The organism is Pseudolysinimonas sp. 10J20-29, from assembly GCF_055809595.1.
Window position 1 is genome coordinate 573,699 of record NZ_CM147917.1, and the last position, 17,171, is coordinate 590,869.

19 protein-coding genes are annotated in these 17,171 nt (G+C 71.3%); 12 read left to right on the forward strand and 7 right to left on the reverse strand.

Going from position 1 to position 17,171, the window contains the following annotated elements; translation table 11 throughout:
- Positions 1 to 4: 4 nt before the first annotated feature.
- The 3 genes from AC0L6Y_RS02800 to AC0L6Y_RS02810 are packed head-to-tail and all read left to right on the forward strand — an operon-like array spanning position 5 to position 3,154.
- Positions 5 to 1,276, forward strand: a complete 1,272-nt coding sequence (locus tag AC0L6Y_RS02800; RefSeq protein ID WP_473554971.1) for an ABC transporter ATP-binding protein — start codon at positions 5 to 7, stop codon at positions 1,274 to 1,276.
- Positions 1,252 to 2,874: a hypothetical protein gene (locus tag AC0L6Y_RS02805; protein ID WP_473554976.1), complete on the forward strand. Its 1,623-nt coding sequence runs from the start codon at positions 1,252 to 1,254 to the stop codon at positions 2,872 to 2,874. Before AC0L6Y_RS02800 ends, AC0L6Y_RS02805 begins: the two co-directional genes overlap by 25 nt.
- A 4-nt stretch (positions 2,875 to 2,878) precedes the next feature.
- Positions 2,879 to 3,154, forward strand: a complete 276-nt coding sequence (locus AC0L6Y_RS02810) for a DUF3039 domain-containing protein (RefSeq protein WP_473554980.1) — start codon at positions 2,879 to 2,881, stop codon at positions 3,152 to 3,154.
- A gap of 15 nt (positions 3,155 to 3,169) precedes the next feature.
- On the opposite strand, the gene AC0L6Y_RS02815 is transcribed toward AC0L6Y_RS02810, so the two are convergent.
- A complete protein-coding gene (locus tag AC0L6Y_RS02815; protein ID WP_473554985.1) occupies positions 3,170 to 4,462 on the reverse strand; it encodes a nicotinate phosphoribosyltransferase in 1,293 nt (430 codons plus the stop codon).
- Positions 4,463 to 4,503: 41 nt separating this feature from the next.
- Here AC0L6Y_RS02815 and AC0L6Y_RS02820 point away from each other — a divergent pair, with 41 nt between their 5' ends.
- The 5 genes from AC0L6Y_RS02820 to AC0L6Y_RS02840 all read left to right on the forward strand — a co-directional run bounded on the left by AC0L6Y_RS02820 (position 4,504) and on the right by AC0L6Y_RS02840 (position 9,543).
- Positions 4,504 to 5,856 carry a MurL-like N-terminal domain-containing gene (locus tag AC0L6Y_RS02820; RefSeq protein ID WP_473554990.1) on the forward strand — a complete coding sequence of 451 codons (1,353 nt, stop codon included), beginning with the start codon at positions 4,504 to 4,506 and terminating at the stop codon, positions 5,854 to 5,856.
- Positions 5,843 to 7,198, forward strand: a complete 1,356-nt coding sequence (murD, locus tag AC0L6Y_RS02825; protein ID WP_473554996.1) for a UDP-N-acetylmuramoyl-L-alanine--D-glutamate ligase — start codon at positions 5,843 to 5,845, stop codon at positions 7,196 to 7,198. The genes AC0L6Y_RS02820 and murD overlap by 14 nt, the downstream gene beginning before the upstream one ends.
- A gap of 20 nt (positions 7,199 to 7,218) precedes the next feature.
- Entirely contained in the window at positions 7,219 to 7,971 is a 753-nt protein-coding gene (rph, locus tag AC0L6Y_RS02830) for a ribonuclease PH (protein ID WP_473554999.1), read from the forward strand.
- Between the two features lies 1 nt (position 7,972).
- Positions 7,973 to 8,551 carry an RdgB/HAM1 family non-canonical purine NTP pyrophosphatase gene (gene rdgB, locus AC0L6Y_RS02835; protein ID WP_473555005.1) on the forward strand — a complete coding sequence of 193 codons (579 nt, stop codon included), beginning with the start codon at positions 7,973 to 7,975 and terminating at the stop codon, positions 8,549 to 8,551.
- Between the two features lie 83 nt (positions 8,552 to 8,634).
- Positions 8,635 to 9,543 carry a cation diffusion facilitator family transporter gene (locus AC0L6Y_RS02840; protein ID WP_473555009.1) on the forward strand — a complete coding sequence of 303 codons (909 nt, stop codon included), beginning with the start codon at positions 8,635 to 8,637 and terminating at the stop codon, positions 9,541 to 9,543.
- Here the strand turns inward: AC0L6Y_RS02840 and AC0L6Y_RS02845 are convergent.
- On the reverse strand, positions 9,540 to 10,502 hold the full coding sequence (locus tag AC0L6Y_RS02845) for a hypothetical protein (protein WP_473555013.1): 963 nt from the start codon (positions 10,500 to 10,502) through the stop codon (positions 9,540 to 9,542). The two genes, AC0L6Y_RS02840 and AC0L6Y_RS02845, sit on opposite strands and share 4 nt — an antisense overlap.
- 204 nt (positions 10,503 to 10,706) lie before the next feature.
- Here AC0L6Y_RS02845 and AC0L6Y_RS02850 point away from each other — a divergent pair, with 204 nt between their 5' ends.
- Positions 10,707 to 12,596 (forward strand): CASTOR/POLLUX-related putative ion channel, encoded by a 1,890-nt coding sequence (locus AC0L6Y_RS02850; RefSeq protein ID WP_473555019.1) that lies wholly within the window; start codon positions 10,707 to 10,709, stop codon positions 12,594 to 12,596.
- Positions 12,597 to 12,662: 66 nt separating this feature from the next.
- Positions 12,663 to 13,091 (forward strand): hypothetical protein, encoded by a 429-nt coding sequence (locus AC0L6Y_RS02855; protein WP_473555025.1) that lies wholly within the window; start codon positions 12,663 to 12,665, stop codon positions 13,089 to 13,091.
- A 7-nt stretch (positions 13,092 to 13,098) separates the two neighbouring features.
- Here the strand turns inward: AC0L6Y_RS02855 and AC0L6Y_RS02860 are convergent, their stop codons facing one another.
- Positions 13,099 to 13,500, reverse strand: coding sequence for a hypothetical protein (locus AC0L6Y_RS02860; RefSeq protein ID WP_473555031.1), 402 nt, complete (start codon positions 13,498 to 13,500; stop codon positions 13,099 to 13,101).
- A gap of 41 nt (positions 13,501 to 13,541) precedes the next feature.
- Positions 13,542 to 13,919 carry a thioredoxin gene (gene trxA, locus AC0L6Y_RS02865; RefSeq protein WP_473555035.1) on the reverse strand — a complete coding sequence of 126 codons (378 nt, stop codon included), beginning with the start codon at positions 13,917 to 13,919 and terminating at the stop codon, positions 13,542 to 13,544.
- A gap of 173 nt (positions 13,920 to 14,092) precedes the next feature.
- Here trxA and AC0L6Y_RS02870 point away from each other — a divergent pair, with 173 nt between their 5' ends.
- The gene (locus AC0L6Y_RS02870) at positions 14,093 to 15,217 is read left to right on the forward strand and encodes an LLM class flavin-dependent oxidoreductase (protein WP_473558202.1); all 1,125 of its coding nucleotides are present in this window, start codon (positions 14,093 to 14,095) and stop codon (positions 15,215 to 15,217) included.
- A gap of 1 nt (position 15,218) precedes the next feature.
- Complete coding sequence (locus AC0L6Y_RS02875) at positions 15,219 to 15,863, forward strand: FMN reductase (RefSeq protein ID WP_473555038.1); 645 nt, start codon at positions 15,219 to 15,221, stop codon at positions 15,861 to 15,863.
- Between the two features lie 48 nt (positions 15,864 to 15,911).
- Here AC0L6Y_RS02875 and AC0L6Y_RS02880 read toward each other — a convergent pair whose 3' ends face one another.
- From AC0L6Y_RS02880 to AC0L6Y_RS02890, 3 genes are read right to left on the reverse strand one after another with little or no spacing between them, the layout of a single operon-like run.
- Entirely contained in the window at positions 15,912 to 16,094 is a 183-nt protein-coding gene (locus AC0L6Y_RS02880; protein ID WP_473555042.1) for a DUF5302 domain-containing protein, read from the reverse strand.
- A 9-nt stretch (positions 16,095 to 16,103) separates the two neighbouring features.
- The gene (locus AC0L6Y_RS02885) at positions 16,104 to 16,703 is read right to left on the reverse strand and encodes a DedA family protein (RefSeq protein WP_473555046.1); all 600 of its coding nucleotides are present in this window, start codon (positions 16,701 to 16,703) and stop codon (positions 16,104 to 16,106) included.
- Between the two features lie 41 nt (positions 16,704 to 16,744).
- Positions 16,745 to 16,951: a dodecin family protein gene (locus AC0L6Y_RS02890; RefSeq protein ID WP_473555048.1), complete on the reverse strand. Its 207-nt coding sequence runs from the start codon at positions 16,949 to 16,951 to the stop codon at positions 16,745 to 16,747.
- Positions 16,952 to 17,171: the final 220 nt, after the last annotated feature.

Sequence of the window (17,171 nt, forward strand, 5' to 3'; positions counted from 1 at the left end):
CGTCGTGCCCGCTTCCCGTAAGAAACCGCGCGCCCAGGCGCAGTCGCCCGCGCGCCGGCCGTTGACGCCGCGAGCCGGCGCCGCACGCCGCCCGGGGATCTCCCCGGCGGGCCGCATGGTTGCCGAGATTCCGGAGATCGCGGTCGTCGAGCCCGCCGTCGAGCCCGCTGTCGATCCGGCGGTGGAACCCGCGGTCGAGTCCGTGATGGAGCCGACCGCCGAGCCTGCCAACGAGTCCGTCAGCGAGCCGATCGCGGGGCCCGCTGTCGAGCCGTCCGCCGAGCCGAGCGCCGAGGAGGCAGCTGAGCCGAGCGCCGAGCACACAGCCGAGCCGAAGGTGGAGCCAGTCGCCGAGCCGGAGGCCGAGCCGTCCGCGGCGCCGTCCGACGATTCCGCCGCTGTCTCGCCGGCGAAGCGCCCCAGCAAAAGCCGTCCGGCCGGGAGCGGCGGCCCGCGTCGCGGCACCCGCGTCACCAAATCGGGCACCCCGCTCTTCGACGGGGTCGACCATCGGGTCGAGGCCGCGATCGAGGTGCACTCGCTCACGAAGCGCTTCGGCGGGGTCGCCGCCGTCGACGACGTTCATCTCACGATCCCGAGCGGATCCTTCGCCGGGTTCGTGGGACCCAACGGGGCGGGCAAGACCACGACGCTCGCGATGATCACCGGCATGCTGCGGCCCGACCTGGGCACGGTCTCGCTGTACGGCGTCGACGTGTGGCGAAACCCCGCGGTCGCCAAGCGGAACCTCGGCGTCCTGCCCGACCGGCTGCGCCTCTTCGATCGGCTCACCGGAGTCGAGTTCCTGCATCACGCGGGTGCCCTGCGCGGACTCGACCACGACACGATCGTCAACCGGACGGCCGACCTCGCGATCGCGTTCGGCATCGAGCACTCGCTCGACCGCTTCGTGTCCGACTACTCCGCCGGCATGGTCAAGAAGGTGGCGATCGCGGCCGCGATGATCCACTCGCCGCGCGTGCTCGTGCTCGATGAACCGTTCGAGTCGGTCGACCCGGTCTCGGCCGCCGTCATCATCGAGATCCTGCAGCGCTACGTCGCCGCGGGCGGCACGGTGGTGCTGTCGAGCCACAGCATGGATCTGATCGAGCGGGTCTGCGACTCGGTCACGATCATCGTCGAGGGCAGGATTCTCGCCAACGGGCCGATGGCCGACGTGATCGGCTCGGAGACGCTCGAGTCCCGTTTCGTCGAACTCGCAGGCGGCACCGACGCGGTGGAGGGCATGGAGTGGTTGCAGAGCTTCTCCGACTGAACGTGCGGCTCACGCTCAACAGCCTGAGCCGGTCCCCGCGACGCGTCGCCCGCGCGGTGCTCGAATCCGCAGTGATTCTCGCGGGCGTCGTGGCGCTCATCGTCGGCGCGCTGCTGCTCGGCGAGATGGATCAGGCGTTCGCGCGGCGGGTGGTGATCGTCGCCGGATCGATCGTGAGCGTCGCGGCCATCGCCGTTCCCGCCTTTGCGGCGCGCGTCGAGCCGCTGGACCGCCGGGCGCTGCGTGGCTACGGGCTGCGTCCGTGGCGGGTGTCGATCACGCTGGTGCTGATCTCCTTCGCGGGTCCCGCGCTGCTGTTCATCGTGCCGCTCGGCTTCCTTCCGCTGCTGGTCTGGAACGACTCCGTTCCCACCGGCCGCGTCATCGGGGTCGGCGTGCTGCTCGCGCTGCAGCTCGTCATCTCGTGGCGGCTGGGCCGCGCCATCGGATCGGTGCTGAATCCGCGACCGCGGGTGCGCCTGATCGTCCGGCTGCTGCTGGTCGCCGCGGCCGTCGCCGCCGCGGCGTTCCTCGCGCTCACCCTCCTGCCGCGTGCGATCACCCGCGTGCCCGCCGCTCAGTTCGACTGGGCGCTCCGGCTGCTCAGCCAGACCGGTGAGCAGGGCTACGGCGCGATCATCGACAACCTCGCGGTGACGCCGCTCGGCGCGCTGTGGGCCGCCACGATCCCTGCGCAGCTGGGCATTCCGTCAGTGTGGGCGCGCGCCCTGCCGATCGGCGTGGTGACGCTCGTCGTGCTCGGCGTGATCTGGCATCTCGTCGTCCGCGCGGCCTTCCGTTCGACGTGGCGCACCCAAGCGGTGCGGCGCCGTGGCGTGCCGGGCTGGTTCCGCGGCTTCCCGGCGACCCCGATCGGCGCGGTCACGGCGCGCAGCCTCACCTACTGGGTGCGCGACCCGCGGTATCGCACCGTGCTCGTCTTCCTCCCGCTGATCCCGATCGTGACGCTGCTCGCGTTCTGGGTCAGCGGCATGCCGCTGCAGTGGGGCGTGCTGATTCCGCTCCCGCTCATGCTGCTGCTGGTCGGCTGGTCGACGCTCCACAACGACGTCGCCTACGACTCGACCGCCGTCTGGACGCTGCTGGCCGCCCAGCTGCGCGGCCGCGCCGACCGAATCGGCCGCGCCGTCCCGGTGCTGGTGATCGGTGCGCTGCTGCTGGCGGTCGGAACCCCTCTGACGGCCTGGGCCTTCGGCGACGCCGACGTCATGCCGATCGTTCTCGGTGTCGGCGTCGCGACGCTGTTCGGGGCGGTCGGCATCTCGAGTGCCGAGTCGGCGCGCTCGCCGTACCCGGCGCCGCGTCCCGGAGATGCCGCGTTCCAGCAGCCCGAGCTCATCGGAAGCTCGGGAGCGCTGGCGCAGGTGGGTTCGCTGCTGCTGTCGATCCTGACTGCCGTGCCCGCGATCCTGGTCGCGGTGCCGTGGCTGCTCGGGATGCCCGGTTCATGGAACTGGGCGTCGCTCGCGGTCGGCGCCGTCGTCGGGGTGGCGGTGCTCACGCTGGGCATCCGGGTGGGCGGTCGCGCCTTCGATCAGGCGGGGCCGGAGCTTCTGGCCTTCACCATGAGAAACTAGAGCCATGAGCGACACGCTTCCCGGTGAGCCCGGACAGGGCGGCGGCACCGATGTTCTCGATCGCGAACTCGAGAAGCTCCTCAACGAGGAGCTCACCGAGGACGGCGACCACGACCGCTACGCCCACTACGTCAAGAAGGACAAGATCGTCGAGTCGGCCGTGACCGGCAAGCCGGTGCGGGCGCTGTGCGGCAAGAAGTGGACGCCGGGGCGCAACCCCGACAAGTTCCCGGTCTGCCCCGACTGCCTCAAGGTCTACGAGCGGATGCGCGACGAGTAGTCGCCCGAGGCGCGGCTAGCGGTAGCGCGTCGGCAGCGCCGGCTCGCCGTGGGCGAGCGCGAGCGCCGCATCCGGAAGCTCGCCGATCACGCGGGCGTGGTGCTCACGCGCGCGGTGCAGGCCCTCGGCGCCGAGATGCGCCGCGACCGGTTCACCGGCGACCACGAGGTCGGTCATGAGCTCGCGCCGTTCGGGGCCCTCGGCCACCGGGGGATCGTCGACGTAGATGTCCTCGCTCGTGGCGACGCCCGCGCGCAGCGCTCGGAACGCCTGCTTGCGTCCGCCGATCGTGGCCTTGGCCTCGGAGGTCTTGCCCACCGCGCGCCAGCCCGAGCCGCCCTCGACCGCGACGAGCTTGTAGACCATCCCGGAGGCGGGAGCCCCGGACCCGGTCACGAGGGCGGTGCCGACGCCGTAGGAGTCGACCGGTGCGGCGCGCAGTGCGGCGATCGCGAACTCGTCGAGGTCGTTCGTCACCGTGATGCGCGTCCCCGTGGCGCCGAGCGCATCGAGCTGCGCCCGCACCGCCGCCACGACCGTGCGCAGCTCGCCGGAGTCGATGCGCACCGCTCCGAGCTCCGGCCCGGCGACGCGGATCGCGGCCTCGACGCCGCGCGCGGTGTCGAAGGTGTCGACGAGCAGAGTGGTGCCGGTGCCGAGGGCGTCCAGCTGGGCGCGGAAGGCGTCCGTCTCGGAGTCGTGGAGAAGCGTGAAGGAGTGTGCGGCGGTGCCCATCGTCGGCACCCCCCAGGTGCGACCGGCCTCCAGGTTGCTCGAGGCGGCGAAGCCGGCGAGGTAGGCGGCGCGGGCCGCCGCGACGGCGGAGTGCTCGCCGGTGCGGCGCGAGCCCATCTCGGCGAGCGGGCGACCGTCGGCGGCCGCCACCATGCGGGCGGCGGCCGAGGCGACCGCGGAGTCGTAGTTGAAGACGCTCAGCGCGAGCGTCTCGAGCACGACCGCCTCGGCGAAGGTCCCCTCGACGACGAGGATCGGGGAGCCCGGGAAGTAGAGCTCGCCCTCGCGATACCCGCGAATGCTGCCGGTGAAGCGGAAGTCGGCCAGCCAGGCCAGGGTCTCGTCGGAGACGACGCGCTCGGCCGAGAGCCACTCCAGCTCCTCGGCGCCGAAGCGGAACTCGCGCAGCAGATCCAGCAGCCGCCCGGTGCCGGCCACGACTCCGAAGCGACGTCCGTCGGGCAGCCGCCGCGCGAACAGCTCGAACACGCTGCGCCGGTGGGCGGTGCCCGCCCGCAGGGCGGCGTCGATCATGGTCAGCTCGTACCGGTCGGTGAAGAGCGCACTCGTCATGCTCCGAGCCTAGGACCGGGTCGCCGCCTAGACTGAGGGGGATGAGCTTCGAGCCGCGGTCGGTGACCGCATTCCGTTACGCGGCGGCGCGTTTCGATGCCGCGACGGCGGTCGCCGAGTTCGACTTCGAGCTGATCGGCGAGGGCGAGCCGCTGCGCTTCACCGAGTCGATCACGTTCACGACCGGTCCGGCCGCCCCCGTGCTGTCGGACGAGGACGCCGAGCGCCTGCAGCGCGTGCTCGCGCTGCTCGGCGCGGTGCTCGGTCTGAGCTACTTCAAGGCGGCCGCCCCGCCGCGGGTCGAGCTCGATGTCGCGGGGCTCACGGCCGAGGCAATCGAGTACCTGCGTCAGGTGCTGCGGCACGGTCTTGCCGAGTTCGCGTATCGGGCGGGGCTTCCGTCGCTGCTGGATCCCGACATCGTCGCCGCCGACCTCGCGCCCGCGCTGCCGATTCGCGACGCCGAGGGCACGCCCTTCGTTCCGATCGGCGGCGGCAAGGACTCCGTCGTCTCGGTCGAGTCGCTGCGCGCCGTCGGACTCGAACCCGTGCAGTTCGCCGTCAACCCGAACGCGATCATCACGCGCGTCGCCGAAGCGAGCGAGCTGCCGCTGATCGCCGCGCGCCGTCGCCTCGACCCCGCGCTTCTCGACCTCAACGCGCGCGGGGCGCTCAACGGGCATGTGCCGGTCACCGCGATGAACACGCTCATCGCGGTGGCGCAGTCGCTGCTGCTCGGGCTCGGACCCGTCGTGATGTCGAACGAGAGCTCGGCATCGGACCCGACGCTCGAATGGGGCGGCCAGAGCGTCAACCACCAGTGGTCGAAGAGCCTCGAGGCGGAGCGGCTGCTCTCGGCCGTGCTGGAGCCCCAGGCGGGGCTGCGCGGCGCCTCGTTCTCGCTGCTGCGCCCGTACAGCGAGCTGCGCATCGCGCGCGGGTTCGCCGCGACGACCCGCTACGACGCGGCGATCGTCAGCTGCAACCGCGCCTTCCGGCTGGCCGGGGCAACCCCGACCTGGTGCGGCGAGTGCGACAAGTGCCGGTTCGTGTTCCTCGCGCTGGCCCCGCACCTCGACCCGGAGCGCCTGCTCGGGATCATCGGACACGACCTCTTCGCCGATGAGGCGCAGCTGCCCGGCTTCCGCGCCCTGCTCGGGCTCGGCGATCACAAGCCGTTCGAGTGCGTCGGCGAGGAGGCCGAGAGCTCCGTCGCGGTGACGCTCGTGTCGCGCATGCGGCGCTGGGCCGACTCCCCGGTGATTCGCGCCCTGCTGGCCGAGGCTCCCGAGCTGGCCGCCGGCGACGCGGCGCTCGAAGATCACATCCTGGGCGAGTCGGAGGCCCTCGCGGTCGACGCGGTCTACGAGAGGGCCCGTCGTGCGCTGGTCTGAGCTCGTGGGTCAGCGGGTCGTCATCCTCGGCACCGGCCGCGAGGGCGTCGCGCTCGCCGAGCACCTGCTCGGCTCGGGCGTGAAGGCGCTCTACGCCGCCGATGAGCGCGACGGCGACTCGGCGACGGCCTGGCGGGGACGCTTCGGCGCTGCCGTGCCGCTGCTTATCGCCCCGACCGCGGCCACGCTGCGGCGCAAGCGCATCCAGGTCGCGATCGCCTCGCCCGGGATCCCGCCGCACAGCGCGCTGCGCCGCGCCGCCGAGCAGGCGAAGCTGCGTCGAACCACCGCGACCGACCTGTGGCTCGGCGACAACGCCGCCCGCACGACCGCGGTCACCGGGAGCAAGGGCAAATCCACGACCGCCGCTCTCGTCCAGGCGATCTCGGTCGCGCACGGGGTCGGCTGCGAGCTCGGCGGCAACATCGGCATCCCCTTGCTGGGCCTTCCCGAGGCGGAGCGCTACGCGGCCGAGCTGTCGAGCTACCAGTGCTCGTCGGTGACCACGTCGCCCGACGTCGTCGTGCTCACGGCGCTGTTCCCGGAGCACCTGGACTGGCATGGCAGCGAGGAGCGGTACTACGCCGACAAGCTCAACCTGATCGCGCACGGCCCGCGACGCGTCCTCGCCAACGGCGAAGACCCGCGGCTCGTGGCGGCACTGGAGCGCTTCCACCCGGATGCCGAAATCGAGTGGGTCGGCTCCGAGGGGAGCCGCTGGACCGTCTCGGGGCGCGCCGGGGCGCGGGAGATCCTGCGTGACGGCGCTCGCTTCGTCGATGCGAGCACCCTGCCGCTCGTCGGGCGCCACAACCTGCGCAATGCGGCGCTCGCGCTCGCCGCGGTCGAGGCCGCCGGCACCGAACTCGACCCCAAGGCCGCGCTCGCCGCGCTCGCCGGGTTCCGCCCGCTCGAGCACCGCCTCGAGCGCGTCGCCGACCCGAGCGGGCTGGTGTTCATCGACGACTCGCTGTCGACGAGCCCGTTCGCCGCGATCGCCGCGCTCGAAGCCCTCGACACGCGCGATTTGGTGCTCATCGTCGGCGGTCAGGATCGCGGCGTCGACTACGCGCCGCTCGCCGACTACCTGCAGCAGCATCCCGTCGCCGCCGTGATCGGACTGCCCGACAGCGGGCCGCGCATCCTGAAGACGCTCGCGCCCACCGGGATCCTCACGGTGCCGGTCGACGGAATGGATGCCGCCATCCGCACCGCGCGCAAGGTCATCGACGACGGCATCGTGTTGCTCTCGCCCGCGGCGCCCAGCTACGGTCGCTACCGCGACTACGCCGACCGCGCCGCCGACTTCCGCCGGGCGATCTCCGCCACGGCGTCTGCATAACTTCAACAGAACGGACACCCATGCCTCGCTCCGACGGACGCGCCGCCGACCAGCTTCGACCCGTGACGATCGAGCGCGGGTGGAGCGAACAGGCCGAAGGCAGCGCGCTCATCACGTTCGGCAAGACGAAGGTGCTGTGCACGGCGAGCTTCACCAACGGCGTGCCGCGCTGGAAGACCGGCTCCGGCAGCGGCTGGGTGACGGCCGAGTACGGCATGCTGCCGCGCTCCACCAACGAGCGCATGGGGCGCGAGTCGGTGAAGGGCCGCGTGGGCGGCCGCACGCACGAGATCTCCCGTCTGATCGGCCGCAGCCTCCGCCCGATCATCGACCTGAAGGCGCTCGGCGAGAACACCATCCAGATCGACTGCGACGTGCTGCAGGCCGACGGCGGAACGCGCACCGCCGCGATCACCGGCGCCTACGTGGCCCTGTTCGACGCGGTCGAGTGGGGTCGCGCCAACAACTTCATCGGCAAGAACGCGAAGGCGCTCATCGACTCCGTGTCGGCGATCAGCGTCGGCATCGTCGACGGCGAGCCGATGCTCGACCTGCCCTACGTCGAGGACTCGGCCGCCGAGACCGACATGAACGTCGTCGTCACCGGGCGCGGGCTGTTCGTCGAGGTGCAGGGCACCGCCGAGGGGGCGCCGTTCGACAAGCGCGAACTCGATGCCCTGCTCGAACTCGCCCTCTCGGGAACCGCCGAGCTCGCCCAGATCCAGGCCGCCGCCCTCGGCGTGACGGCCCCCCAGGTCTTCACCGGGAGCTGAGATGACCACCTTCGTGCTCGCCACCCACAACGCCCACAAGGTGGTCGAGCTGCGGGCGATCCTCGGCGAGCGACTCGGCCCGCACGAGATCGTCGGCTACGACGGCCCCGCGCCGATCGAAGACGGCGACAGCTTCGCCGCGAACGCGCTCATCAAGGCGCGGGCGGCGGCGGCGCACTCCGGTCTGCCGGCGATCGCGGACGACTCCGGCATTGCGGTCCGGGCGCTCGGCGGCGAGCCGGGCATCCATTCGGCGCGCTACGCGGGCACGCGCAGCGACCGCGACAACCTCGAACTGCTGCTGTCCAACCTGGACGGCGTCGCGGACCGCGCCGCGAGCTTCTGGTGCGCCGCGGCGCTCGTCGACGGCGAGCGGGAGCTCGTCGAGGTGGGGGAGTGGCCCGGCCAGGTGCTCACCCAGGCGGCGGGCGAGGGCGGCTTCGGCTACGACCCGATCTTCCGGCCCGAGGGCCTGGAGGTCAGCTCGGCCGAGCTGACGGCGGACGAGAAGAACGCGATCTCACACCGCGCGCGGGCGTTCGGCGCCCTCGTCGTGCGGATGCGCGAACTGTACGGCTGAGCGCCCGCAACTGAGAACCGTCATCGTTCCCGAGAGGGCGGAAGTCGGGTCGACGGTGCGGCGCCCTGCCTAGGCTGGTGGGCATGAGCCACGACCACGCGCACGGAACGGCGAACCGCCGCCGCCTCGCGATCGCGCTCGCGATCGTGGGCGTGTTCCTCGTGGTCGAGGTGGTCGGGGCGATCCTGTCGGGCTCGCTCGCGCTGCTCGCCGATGCCGGGCACATGGTCAGCGACGTCATCGGGCTGACCGTCGCACTGGTCGCCAGCGTCATCGCCGCGCGGCCGGCGACCGACCGGCACACCTTCGGGTTCCAGCGCGCCGAGGTGCTCGGCGCCCTGGCGAACGGCGTGCTGCTCACCGTGGTCGCCGTCTCCGTCGCGGTGGAGGGCGTGCGGCGGCTGATCGATGCGGCCGAGGCCGAGGTCATCGCCGGTCCCATGCTGCTGGTCGCCGCGGCCGGGCTGCTCGCGAACGTCGCGGCCCTGCTGGTGCTGCGCGGCGGCGAGCGCGAATCCCTCGGAATGCGCGGCGCCACCCTGGAGGTGCTGGGCGATCTGATCGGATCGATCGTGGCGATCGCGGCGGCGGTCGTGATCCTCGCCACCGGCTTCGTCGCGGCGGATGCGATCGCCTCGCTCGTGATCGCGGCGCTGATCGTGCCGCGCGCGCTGGTGCTGCTGCGCGACGTCGTGCGCGTGCTCACCGAGTCGGCGCCGCGCGAGACCAGCGTGGCCGAGATCCGCGAGCATCTCGAGTCGACCGAGGGCGTGATCGCGGTTCACGACGTGCACGTCTGGGCGATCACCTCCGGGTCGCCGGTGTTCAGCGCGCACGTCGTCGTCGACGCCGAGCTGTTCGCCTCGGGCGACACCGGCGCGCTGCTCGAGCGGCTGGGCGCGTGCCTCACCGAGCACTTCGACGTCGCGCACTCGACCTTCCAGCTCGAACCCGCCGATCACGCCGAACGCGAGCCGCACACGCACCGCTAGTCGGCGACCTCGATCGCGGCGAGTCGCTCCGCAACGGCCTGCACGACCTCTCGGAACTCGAGCTCGGTCGACTGCCAGGCCGACATGGTGACGCGAACGACGACATTGCCGCGCTGCAGGTCGTAGGCGTAGTAGCGGCTGCCGGCCTCGTCCTCGCGCCAGCCGACCGCGGCGACCTCGTCGGGAAGGTCGAGGGCGGGTGCGGCGGTCACCAGCGGCGACCAGGCGGAGAGCCCGGAGCCCATCGTGTACTGATCGCACCCGGCCAGCAGCGCATCCACCGTCTCCATGTGCTCGACCGCGGCCGCGGAGTCGGAGAACACCCGCGCGTACTGGGTGGCCGACTGCCAGTAGTCGGCATCGCCGAAGCTGCCGACGAAGTGCACCGTGCTGCCGTCGTAGCGGGGGCGCTCATCGACGCCGAAGGCGATCGGGGAGGCCGGGTTGGTGACGAAGCACTCGTCCGGCTCGGCCTTCTCCCCGCGCCAGACCCGCACGGACGCGCTGTGCTCGGCGCCGGGCGTGGTCTCGGGGTAGTCGCCGAAGGCCCCGAAGGTCTCGGAGAGGTCGAGGGCGTCGCGCTCCTCCTCGGTGACGACGACGGCGGGGAGCTCGAGTCCCGTGATGCAGCGGTCGGTGCAGCTCAGCGGCGCCGCGGCGCGCGGCTCGCCGGGCTCGCCGCGAAGCAGCGGCTCCGTGGTGGCGTACTCGCCCTCCAGCTCGGTGAGCGAGGTCGTCACCGTCGTCACGACCGCGATCAGCACGGCGGCGATGCCGCCGATGATCAGCAGTCCGAGGGTGATCGAGCCGATCCAGATCGCCGCCTTGGCGCCCGTGCTGAGCCCGCGGCGCGCGGGAACCGGGGCCGCAGGTGCCGTCGCCGACGCGAGATCGGGTCCGGTCGACGTAGCCTCGGGGCCGGGCGCGGCCTCGGTGCCGGTGAGGGGCGTCGGGGTCACGGGCACACCTCCGGGGCTCACCCAGCCATCGCTTCCGCGCTGCTCGTCCACGCCACTGCCCCCGTTCGCGGCCACCTCACGACGAGGCGACAATCGCTCACAATCTAGCGCCTCGACGCGACGTTCAGGACCGCGTCGGGCGACGCCGACGCGGCGCTCCCGCTACAGTGACGTCACTGCCCGCGACCTGTGAAGGACCTGCACGTGACCTCACCGCGCCCGACCCTCCGCGAACGCCTCCGGTACTCCTTCGACAACTGGATGTCGCGCGGCACCGGCGCCATCATGGCGCTGCTGGGGCTCGCGACCGTCGTGTTCGTGCTTGCGCTCGGCCTCCTCGCCTGGGTCGCGCTTCGGGTCTGGCCGGACGGCAAGAACGAACCCGGCGCGGACCCGAGCGATCTGCTCTGGAACAGCCTCATGCGCACGCTCGACCCGGGCACCATGGGCGGCGACGAGGGCTGGATGTTCCGGGTGCTCATGCTGCTCGTGACGATCGGCGGCCTGATCATCGTGGCGAGCCTCATCGGCATCGTCTCGGGCGCATTCGATGCGAAGATCGACGACCTGCGAAAGGGCCGCTCGCGCGTCATCGAGGACGACCACGTGCTCATCCTCGGCTGGAGTCCCAAGGTCTTCACCGTCATCGCGGAGCTCGTCCTCGCCAACGCCTCCGAGCGTCGCAGCACGATCGTGGTGCTCGCACCCGAGGACAAGGTCGAGATGGAGCAGGCGATTCGCGACGAGGTCGGCTCCACCGGGCGGACCCGCGTCATCTGCCGCTCGGGCGATCCGATGAGCCTGGTCGATCTGGAGATCGGAAGTCCGCACAGCGCGCGCAGCATCGTCATCCTCGCGCCCGAGGACGACGATGACCCCGACTCGACCGTCATTCGCACGGCGCTCGCCCTGACCAACAACCCGCATCGTCGCGCGGAGCCGTACCACCTGGTCGGCGAGCTTCGCGACGCCAGCAACCTGGAGGCTGCCCGGCTGGTGGGCCGCGACGAGGCGCACTGGGTGCTGGCGAGCGAGCTGATCGCCCGCGTGACGGTGCAGACCTGCCGCCAGAGCGGGCTGAGCGTCGTCTACACCGATCTGCTCGACTTCGGCGGCGACGAGATCTACTTCACCCGGCAGCCGAGCCTCGACGGACGGACCTATGCCGAGATCCAGGCGGCCTTCCCCGATGCCGCCGTCATCGGCTTCGTCACGCGGGAGGCGGTGATCCTGAACCCGACCGCCGACTCCCGGTACGACGCGAACGACGAGATCGTCGTGATCGCCGAGGACGACAGCACGATCGAACTCGGCGCCGCCGGGGACGTCGATGAGAGCGTGATCGCCGCGCGCGACGCCGAGGCCCTGGCGCCCGAGCGCACGATCGTACTGGGGGTCAGTGCGGGGCTCGCGGGCATGCTGGTCGAGCTCAACGAGTACGTGGCACCCGGATCCACGGTGCTGATCGTGTCGACCCACTCCGTGCCGGAGATCCCGGCCCTGGCGAATCTCGATGTGGAGTACCAGTTCGGAGACCCGACGAGCCGTGCGCTGCTGGACTCGCTCTCGGTGGCGGAGGCCGACCACATCGTGGTCAACGCCGAGCGCGACCAGACCACACCGGGGCGTGCCGATGCCCGCACGCTGATCACGCTGCTGCACTTGCGCGACATCGCCGACCGGCTCGGCGTCCACCTGAACGTGGTCACCGAGATGCTCGACGACCGCAACCGGGAGCTCGCCGAGGTGACGAACGCCGACGACTACATCGTGAGCGAGAAGCTCGTGAGCCTGATGATGAGCCAGCTGGCCGAGAACCGCCGGCTCGCCGAGGTCTTCGACCAGGTGTTCTCGAGCCAGGGGAACGAGATCTACCTGCGGCCGGCCTCGCAGTACATCGCGCCGGGGGAGAGCGCGAACTTCTACACCGTGCTCGCCGCCGCGCGTCGTCACGGCGAGACGGCGATCGGCTACCGGGTCGCGAGCGAGGCGCGCGATCCGCAGCACGACTACGGCGTGCACCTCAACCCGCACAAGGCCGACCCGGTCCGCTTCGCGCCTGACGATCGCGTGATCGTCGTCGCCGAGCGCTAGGCGACGCGTTCCGCGTTCCGCTGTCCGCTGTTCGCCGCCCGCCCGCCGCCCGCTACGCTCGCATCCATGGGCTTGTTCGGACGGCGCGATGAAGACACGACCTTTCCCAAGGAGGACCGCGGGGCGGGCGATTTCAGCCAGTACGACTACGCGCTGAGGGCGCGTCGCAAGGGCACCGTGATCCGGCTGGCGGGAAGCGACCCGCATCAGGAGGAGCTGCGCGCCGTCCAGGAGGCGGGCGACGCCGCGATCGAGACGGCGATGTCGCCGCGGACGGTGCAGCAGGAGGGCGTGGACGCGCCGATCGAGGTGCGGCTCTTCACCGGCCGCCGGGTGAGCGGCGTCGTCGGCCAGGTGCCGCGCGGGCTCGAGTCGATCGTGGACGACACGCTTCGGCGCCTCGAGGATTCCGGCGCGAAGCCGCGCATTCCGGCGCGCGTCGTCGAGAAGCGCGGCGTGCTGCGGGTCGAGCTGCTGATGGGCGCCGTGCGCTGATCGCGCCCTAGGCCGTGAGGCCGGGCAGATTCGCGACGCCGAACGCGATCGGCAGGATGACCGCGAGGTGCGAGACCACCACGCCGAGCGACAGGATCAGGCCGAATGTCGCCGGGAGGCGGCCGTGGTCGATGATCAGCGCGATGATCGCCAGGATGAGCGCGATTCCGGCGAGGATGAGCCCGCCGACGAGGGCGATCGCCCCGACGCTCAAGAACACCGCGAGCAGCCCGAAGGCGCTCGTCAGGTCCTGGTCGAACGAGGCGAACGACGTGATAGCCACCACGATGGTGATCAGGTCGCCGAGCACCGCGAGGATCGCCAGCACCAGCGAGGTGATTCCGAGGCCGCGGCGCTTGCGCGTCGGGGCCTCGACGGCCGGGGCAGCGGATTCGGTCGAGTCGGTCATGCGCTCACTCTAGCCAGCCACGCGACCGCGCTTCGAGGCGCTCAGGCGGGGGCGTCGCCCGACTGCTGAGCGGCCACCTGGGCGCGCACCTCGTCCATGTTGAGCGCGCGCACCTGCTCGACGAGCGAGTCGAGGGCGGGGCGCGGCAGCGCGCCGGCCTGCTGGAACACGCCGATGCCGTCGCGGAAGATCATGAGGGTCGGGATCGACTGGATGCCGAGGGCGCCCGACAGGCCCTGGTGCGCATCCGTGTCCACCTTCGCGAAGGTGATGTCGGTGTTGTCGTTGGAGACCTCTTCGTAGACGGGGCCGAACGCCTTGCACGGTCCGCACCACTCGGCCCAGAAGTCGACGAGCACGATGCCCTCGCCCAGAACGGTGTTTTCGAAGGTCTGCTCGGTCAGCTCTACTGTCGCCATGGTTCCAGGGTAGGCAATCCGCGCCGCCGCCGCAGGCTGCGCGCCCGGGCGGGGGTTTCGCTGCGCGGGGAATCGGGGCGGGAATAGTTCGGGCGTCGGCGAGGTTGACTCGACCGTATCCATGCGAATGCATGGAAGTCGACCGGAGAGAGAGCAGAGCCACGATGGACGCCATGCAGTTCGGAGTCTTCACCGTCAGCGACGTGACGCCCGACCCGACCACGGGCCAGACGCCGAGCGAGAACCGTCGCATCAAGGACATCCTGACCATCGCGAAGCACACCGAAGAGGTCGGTCTCGACGTCTTCGCGCTCGGCGAGCACCACAACCCGCCGTTCTTCTCCTCGAGCCCCACCACCACGCTCGGCTACATCGCCGCGACCACCGAGCGGCTGCTCCTCTCGACCGCCACCACGCTCATCACGACGAACGACCCGGTGAAGATCGCCGAGGACTTCGCGATGCTGCAGCACGTCGCCGACGGCCGCGTCGATCTGATGCTCGGGCGCGGCAACACCGGACCGGTGTATCCCTGGTTCGGGCAGGACATCCGCGAGGGCATCCCGCTCGCCATCGAGAACTACGCGCTGCTGAACCGGCTCTGGCGCGAGGACTTCGTCGACTGGCAGGGCAAGTACCGCACCCCGCTTCAGGGATTCCAGTCGACTCCGCGTCCGCTCGACGGCGTCGCGCCGTTCGTCTGGCACGGCTCGATCCGCAGTCCCGAGATCGCCGAGCAGGCCGCCTACTACGGCGACGGCTTCTTCGCGAACAACATCTTCTGGCCGAAGGAGCACTACCAGCAGCTCATCGGCTACTACCGGCAGCGCTTCGAGCACTACGGCCATGGCACGCCCGAGCAGGCGATCGTCGGACTCGGCGGGCAGGTGTTCATGCGGGCCAGCTCGCAGGATGCGGTCGCCGAGTTCCGTCCGTACTTCGACAACGCGCCCGTCTACGGCCACGGCCCGAGCCTCGAGGACTTCAGCGAGATGACGCCGCTCACCGTCGGCAGCCCGCAGCAGGTCATCGACCGCTACGCGGGGATGCGCGAGCACTACGGCGACTACCAGCGCCAGCTGTTCCTCATCGACCACGCGGGGCTTCCGCTGAAGACCGTGCTCGAGCAGCTCGACCTCCTCGGCGGCGAGGTGGTGCCGGCGCTCCGCAAGGAGCTCGCCCGGAACCGCCCCGCGGACGTGCCGGATGCGCCGACCCATGCCAACCGTCTCGCCGCGCGCGAGGCATCCCGCGCGACGGCCGACGCCGCGCCCGAGCTGACCGCCACGGAGGCCTGAGATGACTGCCCGCACAACCCGCAGGATCGCCGTGATCGCGGCCGGTCTCAGCCAGCCGAGCTCGACCCGGCTGCTCGCCGACCGCCTGGTCGAGGCGACGCGACGTCGCCTCGCCGACGACGGGGTGGAGGTCGAGGTGAGCGTGCTCGAGCTGCGCGACGTCGCCACCGACATCACCAACAACATGCTCACCGGGTTCGCGAGCCCCAAGCTCGACGCCGAGATCCAGAAGATCGTGGGCGCCGACGCGCTCATCGCGGTCACCCCGATCTTCACCACCAGCTACTCGGGGCTGTTCAAGTCGTTCATCGACATCCTGCGGCCGGACTCGCTCACCGGGATGCCCGTGCTGATCGGCGCGACCGGCGGCACCGAGCGGCACTCGCTCGCCCTCGACCACGGGATGCGCCCGCTGTTCACCTATCTGCACACTGTCGTCGTGCCCACCGCGGTGTACGCGGCGTCGAGCGACTGGGGGAGCGCGGGTGACGCGTCCTCGGGTGGCCTTCCTGAACGGATCGATCGGGCTGCCCGGGAGCTGGCCGCCCTCGCCCTCGCGAGCGACCGCGCGCAGCGCGTGCGTGACCCGTTCGCCCTGCCGGCCGGCTTCAGCCCGACCGGCGTGGGCGGGTTCCAGGAGACGTAGCGCGCGGGACGGGGCGGGCCGGGCTGCGGCACCGCCCCGAGGGGGCGCCTAGCCGCTCTTGCGTCGGAACTCGCGCTTGAGGTCGGCCTTGGCGTGGACGCCGCGCACGGCGGACTCCCCGCCGGTGTGACCGGTGGGGTTGGTGTGCCCGTTCTTCTTGCGCTCCAGCGCCTCGCGGAACTTGCGCTTGGTCTCGTCGGAGGGCGAGCCCTCCGCTGCTTCGTCGTTCATGGGCTGAGCCTAGCTTTCGCGCCGTGCGCTGAGCCGCCCGATCACCACATCCGCGATCACGCCGAGAGTGATCGCGACCGCGACGGAGAGCACGATCGCCAGCACCGGCTGGTCGCGCAGCGCGGCTCCGAAGCCCGCGCCGATCGCGACGTTGTAGATGGCCCAGCCCAGGCCCGCCGCGGCGGAGAGCGGCAGGAAGCGGCCGAGCGGGATGCCCGAGGCGCCCGCGCTGAGGTTCACCGCGATGCGCGCGAAGGGGATGTAGCGCGCCGTGAAGATGAGCACGGCGGTGCGGCGCTCGACCGTGCGCTGCGCGCGGCCGAGCGCGGCGGCGATCCGTCCGCGGCGCTGCCACGCCCAGCGGTCCAGGCCCACCCGGCGCCCGAGCAGGAAGCACAGCAGGTCGCCGGTGACCGCGCCGACCGCGGCGACGGGAATGAGGACCGCCGGCCACGGCGTCCCGGTCGCGCCGGCGAGCGCTCCCAGCGCGACCACGACCGTCTCGCTCGGCAAGACCACCAGAAAGGCGTCGCCGACCACGAGCGCGAACACGAGCGGGTAGAGCCACGGCGACGACGCCAGGTCGAGCACCCAGGGATCCGTCGTCACCCTGCGGTTCTACGCGCCCCCGGTGAACATCCGGTGTCGGATCAGCCTTCGAGCACGAAGGTCACTTCGAGGGTCACCTGCCAGGCGGTGATCGCGCCGCCCTCGACGGAGACCTGCTGCTCCTTGACCCAGGCGCCCGTGATCCCGCGGATCGTGGTGCTCGCGCGTTCGATTCCCGATCGGGTGGCGTCCTCGAAGCTGGTCTCGGAGCGCGCGGTGATGGTGGTGACTCGAGCCACAGTGGCCATGATTCCTCCTTGAATCAGGCGGGCGCGGATCGCGACCCGCGTTCTCATTCAACGCCTCACAGGGGCAAACTGCTAGCATCAAACTGATCGCCACTCGGCGATTGCCCGCGCGCGGAGACAACGCCGTGGGAACATCACGGAGCAGGCCGGCACGAAGCTGGTCACCGGTGGTGGTCTTCCGAAGGTCGCGAGGTCGCGAGTCGGAGCGCTTCTACTGTTG

Excerpts from the sequence above, each read along its gene's own strand:
- rdgB (WP_473555005.1), top strand. The coding sequence starts at position 7,973 with ATGACCACCTTCGTGCTCGCCACCCACAACGCCCACAAGGTGGTCGAG.
- AC0L6Y_RS02855 (WP_473555025.1), top strand. The coding sequence starts at position 12,663 with ATGGGCTTGTTCGGACGGCGCGATGAAGACACGACCTTTCCCAAGGAG.
- AC0L6Y_RS02875 (WP_473555038.1), top strand. The coding sequence starts at position 15,219 with ATGACTGCCCGCACAACCCGCAGGATCGCCGTGATCGCGGCCGGTCTC.
- AC0L6Y_RS02820 (WP_473554990.1), top strand. The coding sequence starts at position 4,504 with ATGAGCTTCGAGCCGCGGTCGGTGACCGCATTCCGTTACGCGGCGGCG.
- trxA (WP_473555035.1), bottom strand. The coding sequence starts at position 13,919 with ATGGCGACAGTAGAGCTGACCGAGCAGACCTTCGAAAACACCGTTCTG.
- AC0L6Y_RS02860 (WP_473555031.1), bottom strand. The coding sequence starts at position 13,500 with ATGACCGACTCGACCGAATCCGCTGCCCCGGCCGTCGAGGCCCCGACG.
- AC0L6Y_RS02815 (WP_473554985.1), bottom strand. The coding sequence starts at position 4,462 with ATGACGAGTGCGCTCTTCACCGACCGGTACGAGCTGACCATGATCGAC.
- AC0L6Y_RS02840 (WP_473555009.1), top strand. The coding sequence starts at position 8,635 with ATGAGCCACGACCACGCGCACGGAACGGCGAACCGCCGCCGCCTCGCG.
- AC0L6Y_RS02880 (WP_473555042.1), bottom strand. The coding sequence starts at position 16,094 with ATGAACGACGAAGCAGCGGAGGGCTCGCCCTCCGACGAGACCAAGCGC.
- rph (WP_473554999.1), top strand. The coding sequence starts at position 7,219 with ATGCCTCGCTCCGACGGACGCGCCGCCGACCAGCTTCGACCCGTGACG.
- AC0L6Y_RS02890 (WP_473555048.1), bottom strand. The coding sequence starts at position 16,951 with ATGGCCACTGTGGCTCGAGTCACCACCATCACCGCGCGCTCCGAGACC.
- AC0L6Y_RS02810 (WP_473554980.1), top strand. The coding sequence starts at position 2,879 with ATGAGCGACACGCTTCCCGGTGAGCCCGGACAGGGCGGCGGCACCGAT.
- AC0L6Y_RS02870 (WP_473558202.1), top strand. The coding sequence starts at position 14,093 with ATGCAGTTCGGAGTCTTCACCGTCAGCGACGTGACGCCCGACCCGACC.